This window comes from Vibrio sp. B1FLJ16, from assembly GCF_905175385.1.
Lineage (GTDB): Bacteria > Pseudomonadota > Gammaproteobacteria > Enterobacterales > Vibrionaceae > Vibrio.
Genome location: NZ_HG992749.1, coordinates 173,378 through 186,512, shown reverse-complemented (window position 1 = coordinate 186,512; position 13,135 = coordinate 173,378). Strand labels below are relative to the sequence as shown.

At 46.8% G+C, this 13,135-nt stretch carries 11 protein-coding genes; 10 read left to right on the top strand and 1 reads right to left on the bottom strand.

What is annotated here, in order from left to right; all coding sequences use genetic code 11:
* Position 1: 1 nt before the first annotated feature.
* On the bottom strand, positions 2-1,027 hold the full coding sequence (locus KHN79_RS00865; protein WP_182009826.1) for an ABC transporter permease subunit: 1,026 nt from the start codon (positions 1,025-1,027) through the stop codon (positions 2-4).
* A gap of 824 nt (positions 1,028-1,851) precedes the next feature.
* Between KHN79_RS00865 and KHN79_RS00860 the strand changes: the two genes are divergently transcribed.
* The 10 genes from KHN79_RS00860 to spoT all read left to right on the top strand — a co-directional run bounded on the left by KHN79_RS00860 (position 1,852) and on the right by spoT (position 13,087).
* A complete protein-coding gene (locus KHN79_RS00860) occupies positions 1,852-4,500 on the top strand; it encodes a TonB-dependent receptor (RefSeq protein WP_182009827.1) in 2,649 nt (882 codons plus the stop codon).
* Between the two features lie 82 nt (positions 4,501-4,582).
* Positions 4,583-5,347: a DUF3450 domain-containing protein gene (locus tag KHN79_RS00855; RefSeq protein ID WP_182009828.1), complete on the top strand. Its 765-nt coding sequence runs from the start codon at positions 4,583-4,585 to the stop codon at positions 5,345-5,347.
* Between the two features lie 3 nt (positions 5,348-5,350).
* On the top strand, positions 5,351-6,712 hold the full coding sequence (locus KHN79_RS00850) for a MotA/TolQ/ExbB proton channel family protein (protein WP_182009829.1): 1,362 nt from the start codon (positions 5,351-5,353) through the stop codon (positions 6,710-6,712).
* Between the two features lie 9 nt (positions 6,713-6,721).
* Complete coding sequence (locus KHN79_RS00845) at positions 6,722-7,249, top strand: MotA/TolQ/ExbB proton channel family protein (protein WP_182009830.1); 528 nt, start codon at positions 6,722-6,724, stop codon at positions 7,247-7,249.
* Between the two features lie 25 nt (positions 7,250-7,274).
* A complete protein-coding gene (locus tag KHN79_RS00840; protein ID WP_182009831.1) occupies positions 7,275-7,682 on the top strand; it encodes a biopolymer transporter ExbD in 408 nt (135 codons plus the stop codon).
* 4 nt (positions 7,683-7,686) lie between these two features.
* Positions 7,687-8,319, top strand: coding sequence for an energy transducer TonB (locus KHN79_RS00835; RefSeq protein ID WP_182009832.1), 633 nt, complete (start codon positions 7,687-7,689; stop codon positions 8,317-8,319).
* A gap of 12 nt (positions 8,320-8,331) precedes the next feature.
* Positions 8,332-9,546, top strand: coding sequence for a hypothetical protein (locus KHN79_RS00830; RefSeq protein ID WP_182009833.1), 1,215 nt, complete (start codon positions 8,332-8,334; stop codon positions 9,544-9,546).
* A gap of 290 nt (positions 9,547-9,836) precedes the next feature.
* Positions 9,837-10,460 carry a guanylate kinase gene (gene gmk, locus KHN79_RS00825; RefSeq protein WP_182009834.1) on the top strand — a complete coding sequence of 208 codons (624 nt, stop codon included), beginning with the start codon at positions 9,837-9,839 and terminating at the stop codon, positions 10,458-10,460.
* A 194-nt stretch (positions 10,461-10,654) separates the two neighbouring features.
* Positions 10,655-10,927: a DNA-directed RNA polymerase subunit omega gene (gene rpoZ, locus KHN79_RS00820; RefSeq protein WP_005379346.1), complete on the top strand. Its 273-nt coding sequence runs from the start codon at positions 10,655-10,657 to the stop codon at positions 10,925-10,927.
* A gap of 39 nt (positions 10,928-10,966) precedes the next feature.
* Positions 10,967-13,087 carry a bifunctional GTP diphosphokinase/guanosine-3',5'-bis pyrophosphate 3'-pyrophosphohydrolase gene (spoT, locus tag KHN79_RS00815; protein WP_182009835.1) on the top strand — a complete coding sequence of 707 codons (2,121 nt, stop codon included), beginning with the start codon at positions 10,967-10,969 and terminating at the stop codon, positions 13,085-13,087.
* Positions 13,088-13,135 lie beyond the last annotated feature (48 nt).

The following is a 13,135-nucleotide window of genomic DNA, read 5'->3' as shown; positions in this document are numbered from 1 at the left end:
ATTACGCTCCAAACTTCACACGAGGGTCGACTAAAGCAACACAGATATCGGAAATAATGTTACCAATCAGCAGCAGGATCGCGTTGATAGCAACAATGCCCATCACTACGGGATAATCACGTTCCATGATGGATTCATAACCCAGCAGGCCTATACCATCGATATTGAAAATAACTTCGATCAGGAAGGCACCGGTCATAAAGAACAGTAAAGAGTTACCAAAGTGACTCGCAATAGGAATTAAGCTGTTACGCAACGCGTGTCGGCGAACGGCTTTCTTGAACGGCAGGCCTTTAGCGATTGCGGTACGAATGTAATCTGAGGATAAGTTTTCCATCAGGTTGTTTTTCATCGTCATGGTCAGCGTGGCAAAGTCACCGATCAGGTAACAAATCAACGGCAGTACCGCATGCCACATGATGTCTTTTGCACGCTCGAAGAAGGTTTCATAATCATCAAAGTCATCGCCGACGAAGCCGCCCATCGGGAACCATTCGAGGTGATAACTGAACAGGGTGATCAACAGTACGCCTACCACATAGCCGGGTAAGGCATAACCGACGAATATCAGTATCGAGGAAGCAGAATCAAACACGGAGCCATGTTTGAGTGCCTTGTAGTAACCAAGGGGAATGGATATGAAATAACTGATAAAGAACGTCATTCCACCGTAAAACAGCGAGACTGGCAAACGTTCTGCGATCATCTCCGATACCGGCTCGTAGTAACGGGTCGACTCACCCAGGTCCAATGTAACCAGACGACTTAACCACTCAACGTACGCTTCCATAACCGGCTTATCGAGGCCATAGAAAGCATTCAGTTCAGCAATTTGGTCATCTGAAAGTGCAGTGTTACCGCCTGCAGTGGTCATTGACGCAGCGCCATCACCCTGAGCCTGCATCTGTGACAACATGCGTTCAACAGGACCACCTGGTACAAAACGAGTGATAGCAAATATAAGAATGGTTATCCCGAGAAACGTCGGAATGACTAACGCTAAACGGCGTAAAAAGTACGACAGCATATACAACCTGCTCCTTGTCTACTGTCCAATTCAGGCCGGCTGAACTGAGAAATGACCAGCCCCAAATGGTGAATATCTATTTTGCAGAATCTCAGACTAGTGAAGCACGTTCCATGTGTTTCAACGGCTTGAGATTTTTAACTACAAAAAATGTCAGCGTAATATTTAGCTTGAATCCACATTCGCTTCAAGTGTTTAAAAACAAAACATGACGCACTTTGGGCGCTATTAAAAAAAAACGCAATGTATTAGAAAAAAATGATAAAAAAACCACAAAAAAAAATTCATACAGAATATCAACCTGGGTCTTTTAGAGCCAAAGCACTACATAAAAACGCACTTTTTCAGAATAAAAATACATATGTGACCTAGGCATATTGACTCAAAAACACGAGTGAGCCCTTTGCTAGCAACGGGTATCATATTTTGATACCACTCAACGTGCTAGAGCCAACATGATTAGCATTTCATATAAAACTCGTATCAGAATTATTCACTGGGAAAATACATTTTTTCAGACTCAATTGCCCGCTCAAAAAGTATACACAATATAACCCATTAAAGTTTACAAGAATGACAAAACACGGTGTTTTATCGAGCTTTAATGTCATTCTTAACACTTACATTAGACAATTATCCTGCATTTTAATTCCATCTTGGTCTTTTACATCTTTTTTACAATTAACCATCCCCGTTTACCACTGGTTTGACTTCCATTTTTGACCTCGGTTATACATTGGTCGCACGTTAACGACACATTAACGTCACATTAGGCCGCTATGCGGCCAGACATAGGGAAATAATAATAAATTGGAGCAACAAGGATGTATAAAAAAACAACGGCTTTGTCTGTTGCTATCAGCCTTGCATTAGGGACAGCCGCAGCTTTTGCCCCTGTAGCAGCCCAGGCAGAAGAGCAACAAGTTGAAAAACTTCAAAAGATGAAGGTAACTGGCTCGCGTATTTCACGCGTTGACATGGAAGGGTCGGAGCCTGTACAAGTTCTTTCATCTGAATATATTGAGAACACCGGTCTAGTATCGGTAGGTGACATTCTACGCCAAATACCGAGCGTGTCAGGTACAGTGCAAAGCTCAACCGTAAACAACGGTAGTAATGGTTCAGCAACCGTTAACCTGCGCGGCCTTTCTTCAGAGCGTACCTTAGTACTGGTAAATGGACGAAGAATGGTTTTAGGCGGCACTGGCGCAGATGCTAGTGTTGACTTAAATATGATTCCTACAGCAATGGTTGAGCGTATTGAAGTTCTTAAAAATGGTGCGTCTTCAGTATATGGTTCAGACGCGATCGCCGGTGTTGTAAATATCATTACCAAACAAGACTTCGAAGGATTTGAAGTTAACGTAAAATCGGGCCGCACTTCGGAAAGCGATGGTGAAGTAGTTGAGGTCAGCATGCTAGCAGGCACCTCGAATGATCGAGGTGGCCTGACTTTCTCGGCAGGATATACTGAAGAGAAAGAAATCAGTAGCGCAGATCGTAGTTTTGCAAACACTGACCTGATGCATGATGGTATGGGCGGAAGTTACGTCGGTGGTAGTAGTGCGACACCTTGGGGCTACTATGACGGACAAACTTACGGGCCGGAAGGCAGTGAAGACCTGCGTGACTATGTCCATCCGGATGACACATACAACTACGCACCTGACAACTACCTCAAACGACCAGCTAAGAAAATGTATCTTGCAGCGCAAGGTCACTACCTGCTAACTGAGAATGAGTACGTTGGACCTGTAACAGCAAGCTTCGAAGGGCTTTACTCTAACTCTAAATCAGACTACCTGCTGGCTGCAGAACCTATTTTTGGTAAATTCACACCAGGCTACGATCCTATTTCTGCAGACAACGAGTACAACCCAACTGGCGAAGATATTGTCGACTGGCGTCGTCGTATGGTGGAGACCGGTGGCCGAAACCGCTTCTTCGAATCTGATACAGCGCGCTTTGTCTTCGCTCTCGATGGTGAATTTTCCAACGGTTGGCTTTGGGACACCAGCTTTAACTGGGGTAAAACAAAAACAACTCAGATTGAAGATAACGTATTCATGAAAGATCGCGTTAACAATGCGATTGGTGCTTCAGAAAATGGTAAGTGTCTTGATTCTGCTGGTGATGAAATTGAAGGCTGTGTGCCAATGGATCTCTTTGGTGGTATCAGCCAAGAAGCTCTAGATTATATGACCTTCACTCGCCAGGATACCGGCTACAATCAACAGCGCACATTTGATGTTAACGTCAGTGGTGATATCTTCGAATACCAAATGGGTACTATTGCGTTCGCAGCTGGCTACCAAACACGTACAGAGAAAGGCGCAAGCCAACCTGATGCGTTGGTAGTACTGGGCAACTCTAGTGGTAATGCGGATTCTCCTACTTCTGGACAGTACACGGTTGATTCTTTCTATGGTGAACTGCTCGTCCCATTGCTATCTGAAGTAACGCTAGCTGAATACCTGGAAGCAAAAGTTGCTGTCCGCAGTGATGACTACTCAACCTTCGGTCAGAATACGACCTGGGGCTACAGCATGCTGTACCAACCGGTTGAGACATTGATGGTACGAGGTAACTACAATGAAGTATTCCGAGCACCAACCGTGGCCGATTTATATGGTGGCGTTTATGAATCATACCCGACTCTTACCGATACTGCAGGCCTGGACACCAGTGAACGTGCTCAGTTCCCAGTTTACTACGGCGCAAATGAAGATCTAAAACCAGAGCAAGGCCACAGCGCATCGGTGGGTTTTGTTTACGCACCTGACTTTATCGATGGCTTTTCAACAACAGTGGACTACTGGCAGGTTGAACTGGAAGACTTGATCGATGTTATTGACCCACAGCTAATGCTGGACAAGTGTGCTCTTGAAGGACAGTACTGTGAAAACATCCAACGCTTTGATGATGGAAACATCGAGTACATCAATGCGCGTCTGACTAACGTGGGCAAACTTGAAACCTCTGGTATCGACTTCAACATTCGCTACGCATATGACTTCGATTTCGCAACATTAAGAGTGAACTGGGAAAACACTTACACACTTAACTACGATATCGAAAAAGCAGACGGTACAGTAGATGAGATCGCTGGTACGTACAACCATACTTACGATACCTACTCTAAGTGGCGCTCGAACCTAAACCTTGGCCTAGCTGATGATCAATGGCGCACCAATTGGACTGCACGCATGATCAAAGGTGTTGATTACTCACTAGCCGGTGAAGATGCAGATGGCAACGCAGTATTCTACGACTTTAATGTTCCTACTGTGGTGTACCATGATGTGAGTGCGGCGTACATGTTCGATAATGACATCACGCTATCTGGTGGTATCAACAACCTATTTGATAAAGAGCCACCTCTGATTCTGGATACCATTGCAGCTAACACAGATGCCACAACATACGATGTGACTGGCCGCTACTTCTACGTAAACCTAAATGTAAAATACTAATTTTAAGTATTCACAATTTGCTGGCACAAATCACTGTGCCAGCCTTATCTGACTGACTTTATACACTAACAAGGATGCTACTATGACGTTAAAGGAATTTGGCGTAAGTGCTGTTGCTACCGCGATCCTCTCGGTAAGTGGTGCTGTAATGGCTGCTGACTCAGGAACCGTCGTCGCTAATCAGGCACAAACCACTAAGTCTTCACAGGCTTCTCAAGAAAAAATCGACAACTATGCTGAAAGTACTGAAGGCATGTTGGCTGAATACAAAGGCTTACTTCGTCAAATCGACAGTATGAAAGTCTACAACGAGCAAATTAACCGTATGGTTCAGTCACAGCAAGGCGAGCTGGACTCACTCAATAACCAAATTGCTCAAATCGATCAAACGGCAACAGAAGTTGTCCCTCTAACTCTGAAAATGATCGATGCGCTAGACGAATTTGTCACTCTCGATCTGCCATTCCAAAAAACAGAGCGTAATAAACGCGTTCAGGAGTTACGTCGCCTGATGGACCGCGCTGACGTAACGACTTCAGAAAAATTCCGTAAAGTGATGGAAGCTTACCAAATCGAAGATGGCTTCTCGCGCTCGATCGAATCTTACAAAGCCAGCCTGGATCGTAATGGCGAAGTGGTCACTTACGACTTCTTACGCATAGGTCGTACGGCGCTTCTGTTCCAATCTCCGGACGGTGGTGAAACAGGTATGTGGAACCAACAGACCCGTCAATGGGAATCATTACCTGAAAGCTACCGTATCGCTGTACAGCAAGGCCTGCGCATCGCTAAGAAGCAAGCGCCACCATCGCTGATCAAACTGCCTGTATTTGCTGGGGAGGAATAAGAGATGAAAGGATTCAAAACTCTGGCCGCTGGCCTACTAGCTAGCCTATTTATGATTTCTGGCGTTCAGGCAGAAACACCACAAACCCTATCGGAACTACTGAAAAGCGTAAAATCAGAAAGTATCGTTGAGTCGAAAGAGAATAAAGAGCGTGAAGCAATCTTTAAACGCGATCGAGACCAACAAGCGGCGTTGCTACAACAAGCTCGCAACGAACTGGCTTCACAACAAGCGCTTGGCGATCAGCTCAAAGCAACATTCGATGATAATGACAAACAGCTGACTGAGCTGACTGAAACGCTACGCGTTCGCTCAGGTACCCTGGGTGAGATGTTTGGTGTGGTTCGTCAGTACGCTGGTGAATTTAAAGGTCTATTTGCCGCTTCGCAAAATGCCGTTCAGTTCCCGGAGCGTGACGCACTACTGACTAAACTGGCAGAAAGTAAAGAGCTGCCATCAACTCAAGAGCTGGAAGCATTCTGGCACACTATCCTTCAGCAAGTGATTGCGTCTGGTGAAACAACAACGACACCTGCAACTGTCGTTTACGGTGAAGGTAAAGAAGCGGTTCGCGACGTTAAGCTAATCGGTGAATTTAACGCAATTGCTGATGGTAAATACGTCACCTACGTTCCTCAGACTGCGAAGTTTGAAGAGTTGTCACGTCAGCCAAGCAAAAATATCACAGGTCTGGTTGGTGGATTCGAGTCAGCAAAAGGCACTTACGAACCACTATTTCTTGACCCGTCTCGTGGCGTAATCCTATCGCTACTTGTACAGAGCCCTACCGTTGAAGAACGTATTGACCAGGGTGGCATCGTTGGTTACGTCATCCTGGCTATGGGTGCTTTGGGTGTAATCATCGCACTATTCTGCTTCCTGCGCCTTCAGATTATCGGCGGCAAAATGCGTAAACAGGCGAAATCTGAGACCGTTATTCCTGGTAACCCACTAGGTGAAGTTATCCAGGCTTACCAAGAGCACAAAGGCGACAACCTTGAAGATCTGGAAGCGAAACTGGACGAAATCATCCTGCGTAACGCGCCAAAAATCGAACGTTTCGTTAGCTCTATCAAACTGTTTGCATCTGTAGCACCTCTGTTAGGTCTACTAGGTACAGTAATGGGTATGATCGGTACGTTCCAGGCAATCACGCTATTTGGTACCGGCGATCCGAAACTGATGGCTGGCGGTATCTCTGAAGCACTAGTAACAACCATGCTAGGTCTGGTTGTGGCAATTCCTCTTCTGTTCCTTTACACCCTTGTACACAGTAAAGGTCGTCGTTTGGTTCAAACTCTTGAAGAACAGAGTGCAGGTTTCATCGCTCGCTATCAGGAAAAACTGCATAAAGCCGAAAGCTAAGGAGGCGTTATGTGGTGGTTAGTTGGAGAACTTGAATCAATTAAGCGCTTCTTGGGAATGGGTGGTGACGTTCTCGTCGCCATCTTCATCCTCAGCTTCGTGTTGTGGGCAGTACTGTTAGAGCGTTGGTTCTACTTTACCGCTGTTGCTCCGAGAGCCGCGAAAAAAGCCGTGGGTCTTTGGAGCGAACGCTCTGAACATCAAAGCTGGAACGCAAAGATGATCCGACAAGAAATCGTTTCTCGTCAGGATATTGAGAATAAAAAGGGTCTGCCAATTGTCAAAGTACTGATTGCGCTCTGTCCCCTGCTTGGCCTGCTTGGCACTGTCGTCGGCATGATCCAGGTATTCGACATCTTAGCGGTAACAGGAACAGGAAGCCCCCGGGCAATGGCCTCGGGGATATCGAAGGCAACAATCCCAACGTTAGCCGGGATGGTGGCATCGCTATCAGGACTGTTCTTTAGTTCACGTCTTGATCATTTAGCCAAAGTCACAACGCAAAAGCTGGAAGACAAGTTAAAGCATATTGCCTGAGTAAATGGAATTAGAGGTATAGGTCATGAAAAGACGCTATAGCAGTGATAGCAGTGATGAAAACGCTATCGATATGACACCGATGCTCGACATCGTATTCATCATGTTGATCTTCTTTATCGTAACAACATCGTTCGTTAAAGAAGCTGGTATTGAAGTAAACCGCCCGACGGCAAGCTCAGCACAAACCGTGAAGAAAGGTAACATCATGGTTGCAGTTGGTGCTGCAGGGGACGTGTGGGTCGATAAACGACGTATTGAAGTCGATGCTGTTCGCGCCAACATCGAACGTCTTCGCGCAGAAAGTCCTGACGGTGCTGTTGTCATCCAGGCTGATACCGAAGCTAATGCAGGGGTAGTCGTGAAGGTAATGGACCAGATTAAGATGGCGGGTGTAGAAAGCATCTCCATTGCCGCAACCGGTAAGGATTAGGCTTATGCGGTATCTGGCCTCAATTGCACTGGCGCTCATTGTCTCCCTCGGACTGTTCTGGGGGATGGACAAGCTGGTAAACAAAGAGCGCCACGAGCTAGTGTCGAATGACGACAAACGTATGGTCGACTTCATTCGCATTAAACCAGACGAAAAAGTACAGGAGAAAAAACGCGAACTGCCGAAACCGCCACCGCCTAAGCGTCCGCCGCCACCACCAGAAATGAAGGTGACGTCGACAGTGAAGCCGGTGATGGATCAGGTTCCGATGAATATGCCTAAGCTAGACCTGCCAGTCAACGTAACCGGCGGTTCAGTACTGGGGCACTACACACAAGGTGGTGGTGCTCAAGTTATAGGCGGCGGAGGCCCGGTTCCTCTGGCCACGTTCCAACCTCAGATGCCACGTAAAGCGGCACGTGCAGGAATTGAGAAAGGTATCGTGCTTGTAGAGTTTACGGTTAACGAACGCGGTGGCGTTGAAGATGTAACAGTCTTAAAAGAAACACCGCGTAAGTTAGGCTTGGGTAAAGCAGCGAGCAAAACAGTATCCAAATGGACCTTCAAACCTAAAATGGTCGATGGTAAAGCGGTCAGTTCGCGCCTTTCTCAAGAAATCGAGTTCTCTACCAACTAAGGGGTCGCAATCATGAAATCGTATACAAAATTGTTGGCTTCTCTGGTGATTATTGCAGGTGCGTATGGCGCGCCTGCTTTATCCGCCGCTCCTGAGTTGTCAGACAGAACGTTCAGAACAGTAAACAAAGTACAGGAGTTGATCGCTACCGAGAAATATTCGGAGGCGCTTTCTAAGCTAAGCTCAGCACTGGAGAGCACCGAAAAGCGTAAATATGATCGTGCAGTCCTGCTGCAGCAAATGGGTTTTTTGTACTCTCTGCAAGATAACTACTCGAAAGCTGCAAAATATTTCGCAGATGCGCTGAGCCTGAATGCTCTGCCAGTGCCTGTTGCACAGCAAGTACGCTACAGCCTGGCTCAGTTATATCTTGCTGAAGGTCAGTTCAAAAAATCCGTCTCTACGATGAATGAATGGTTCAAAATTGCAGAGACGACAGAAGAAAAACCACAAGCTCACGCTTACATCACGTTAGCCAGTGCTTACATTCAACTAGAAGATTACAAAAATGCGATTCCGCCGACTAAGAAAGCCATCGCAATGAGTAAAGACCCTAGTGAATCCTGGTACCAGTTACTGATGTCAGCGCATTATGAACTTAAACAGTTCAAGAGTGTTGCAGGAGTTCTGAATACTCTGACGACTAAGTACCCGAGAAATAAGCGTTACTGGACGCAACTGTCTGGTATCTACATGGAATTAAACCAAGAGCGTAATGCGCTTTCAACTCTGGAGATGGCTCATAAAATGGGACTTCTGGAAGAGGAGAAAGAGTACTTACGTCTGGCAAACTTCCAGGCTTACCAAGGGGTCCCTTACCGAGCAGCAAAAACGCTTCAGGCAGCCTTCGAAGAAGGTCATGTTGAGCGTAATGCAGAAAACTTAGAAAAGCAGGGAGCATTCTGGCAGCAAGCGCAAGAGCTTGGGCGTGCAATCGAGGTCTATCAGCAGGCTTACCATCTTGCGCCAACAGCAAAAACTCAAATAAAAATCGCTCGTCTGATGATTTTAGACAAGCAGTATTCAGAAGCGACGAAGTTTACGCAAAACGCGGCTTCTGATGCCAAGCGCGATCAAAAGGGTGAATTAGCCTACATTCGCGGGATGGCATATTTTGAGCTTAATCAGCCGGACAATGCACTCAAAGCGATGCAGAGTGCCGCTCAGTCCCCTGACCTAAAAGCAGTTGCGAGCCCCTGGATTAATTTCTTAGAGACTCAAGGCTAAACCAAGTCGCGACAATTAAAATTAAGTGTGAGTCAGTCGCACGTCTGGGGAAGTGAAAGCTTCCCCTTTTTTCTACCTGATTTTAGGTAACTTCTTTGTTTATTTCGGAATTAAAGATCAACTGGCAACAAAATAGAGATCATGATACTCTTCGCCTCCATTTTTCTGGCGGGATTATCACCAATATCAGTCCCTGTAGTGGTTGATTCCACACGGCCAGTGCTATCGTAATAAGACTGTCGGGGCTTCTTCCGGCATTCATTCAATCTAATCAGAAGTGGAACAGTACAATGGGCAAAGGTACTCTCTATATCGTATCTGCACCTAGCGGCGCAGGTAAATCCAGCTTGATCTCAGCAATGCTGGAGCGTAATCCGACATACGCTATGAAAGTGTCTGTGTCTCACACCACTCGCGACATGCGTCCTGGTGAAGAAAACGGTACTCACTACCACTTCGTGTCAAAAGACGAGTTCGAAGCGTTAATTGCGCAAGGTGACTTCTTGGAGCATGCGGAAGTGTTTGGCAACTATTACGGCACCTCTCGCATCTGGATTGAAGAAACGTTGAACAAAGGTATCGACGTGTTCTTAGATATCGACTGGCAGGGCGCACGACAAATTCGTCAGCAAATGCCAGAAGCAAAGAGCATTTTCATCCTGCCACCATCCAATGGCGAACTAGAGCGTCGTTTAAACACTCGTGGCCAGGATAGTGATGAGGTGATTGCCAAACGTATGGCAGAAGCCAAGTCAGAGATCTCGCATTACAACGAGTACGATTACGTGATTGTAAACGACGACTTCGATACCGCACTGGTGGACTTTAAAGCCATTCTGCGTGCGGAAAGATTGAAGGAAGAAAAGCAAGCTGCTAAATATAAAGGTATGCTTGACGCGTTGTTAGCAGAGTAACTTTAAGAAGAAGTCTCGCTGTAAACATAAAGAATTTTTGTTTCTTTACTAGTACTTTTGCGTAGTAAAGAACAGACAATAAAACATTGTAGAAAGTCCACCAACCGTGGCTTGTCTAATTGCTAGTAAATAAAGTAGTTAGGCTGTATACTTTCTCGTCATTCTAAAATTTTAGTTAACTAATTGGAGTCCTCATGGCACGCGTAACTGTTCAAGACGCTGTTGAAAAAGTTGGCAACCGTTTCGACCTAGTACTGATTGCGGCTCGCCGCGCTCGTCAAATGCAAACTGGCGGTAAAGATGCACTAGTGCCAGAAGAGAACGATAAACCAACGGTTATCGCTCTTCGCGAAATCGAAGAAGGTTTAATTACGAAAGAAGTTCTGGACGCTCGTGAACGTCAGGAACAACAAGAGCAAGAAGCGGCAGAGCTAGCGGCAGTAAGCAGCATCGCTCACAACCGTTAATTCTGACTCGAGAATTCAACAACCTCCCGGGCCTATAATTTGTATCTATTCGATAGCCTCAAAGACGTTGCCCAAGAATACCTAACAGAGCCTCAGATTGAGGCTCTGCGTCAATCTTATGTGGTAGCGAGAGATGCCCATGAAGGGCAAACCCGTTCTAGTGGTGAACCGTACATCATCCACCCTGTTGCTGTGTCTCGAATCCTGGCCGAAATGCGCCTAGATATTGAAACCCTCCAAGCAGCCCTGCTGCACGATGTCATTGAAGATTGTGATGTCACCAAAGAAGACCTCGAAGAGCAATTCGGCACTACCGTCGCTGAACTGGTTGATGGTGTCTCTAAACTAGACAAACTCAAATTCCGTGACCGTAAAGAGGCTCAGGCAGAGAACTTTCGCAAAATGGTTCTGGCCATGGTGCAGGACATCCGCGTTATTCTGATCAAACTGGCCGACCGAACGCATAACATGCGAACGCTTGGTGCACTGCGACCAGACAAAAAACGCCGTATTGCCCGTGAGACGTTAGAAATCTATTCACCGCTCGCTCACCGCCTTGGTATTCACAATATCAAGACAGAATTGGAAGAGCTGGGCTTTGAAGCGCTTTACCCAAACCGTTATCGCGTACTGAAAGAAGTAGTAAGAACAGCGCGTGGTAATCGTAAAGAGATGATCCAGCGTATTCACAGCGAGATTGAAGGCCGGTTGCTCGATGTAGGTCTGAGCTCCCGTGTGGTCGGGCGTGAGAAGAACCTGTTCTCCATCTATAACAAGATGAAGACCAAAGAGCAGCGCTTCCATACCATCATGGACATCTACGCATTCCGCGTAGTGGTTGACACTTCTGATACCTGTTATCGCGTATTGGGTCAGGTACACAGCCTGTACAAACCACGTCCGGGCCGGATGAAAGACTATATCGCGGTACCAAAAGCGAACGGCTATCAATCACTGCACACTTCTATGGTCGGCCCTCACGGGGTTCCGGTTGAAGTTCAGATCCGTACTGAAGATATGGATCAAATGGCAGATAAAGGTGTTGCCGCGCACTGGTCTTACAAAGACAAAGGCGACCGCTCGGGTACCACCGCACAAGTTAAAGCTCAGCGCTGGATGCAAAGTCTGCTTGAGCTGCAACAAAGTGCCGGTAACTCATTTGAATTCATTGAAAACGTAAAGTCCGACCTGTTCCCGGACGAAATTTACGTGTTCACACCAAAAGGTCGTATCGTCGAACTGCCACTGGGCGCAACCGCGGTTGACTTCGCTTATGCTGTGCACACTGATGTGGGTAACTCCTGTGTTGGTGCGCGTGTTGATCGCAACCCTTACCCTCTCAGCAAAGCGCTGAAGAACGGCCAGACGGTTGAAATCATCAGTGCACCGGGCGCGCGTCCAAATGCCGCATGGCTGAACTATGTGGTGACCTCTCGTGCCCGCACTAAAATTCGCCAAGTATTGAAGACAATGCGCCGGGAAGAGTCGATCACATTAGGTCGTCGCTTGCTAAACCATGCCCTTGGTCGACACTCGATTGATACGATTTACCCAGAAAACGTTAAAGAAGTTCTGGCCGATCTTCGCTTAGCCAGCACAGATGACTTGCTCGCTGCGATTGGTCTGGGTGAGTTGATGAGTATCGTCATTGCGCGTCGTCTGCTTGGTGACACCGAAGAACTTACTACGACCAGTTCGATTCCAACCGATGCGAAGAAGAAACTGCCGATTCGTGGCGCTGAAGGGTTACTGCTGACCTTTGCCAACTGTTGTCACCCTATTCCAGATGATTCGATTATTGCTCATGTCTCTCCAGGACGTGGCTTAGTGGTGCACCGCGAAACCTGTCCAAACGTGCGTGGCTACCAGAAAGAGCCGGATCGCTACATGGCGGTGGCGTGGTCTGACGATTACGACAAAGAGTTCATCGCTGAACTGAAAGTCGACATGTTAAACAGCCAAGGAGCGCTTGCAGAGCTCACCAATGTCATTTCGAAAACAGGCTCAAATATTCATGGCTTGTCAACGGAAGAGCGCGATGGTCGCCTGTATACCGTCACGGTACTGTTAACCACCAAAGATCGGGTCCACCTTGCTAGCATCATGCGAAAAATCAAAGCGATGCCACATGCGACCCGAGTCAGACGCAGAAGAAGATAACACTCATCGCCACCTACAAGGTGGCGATTTTTTTATAGTTAAACAAAG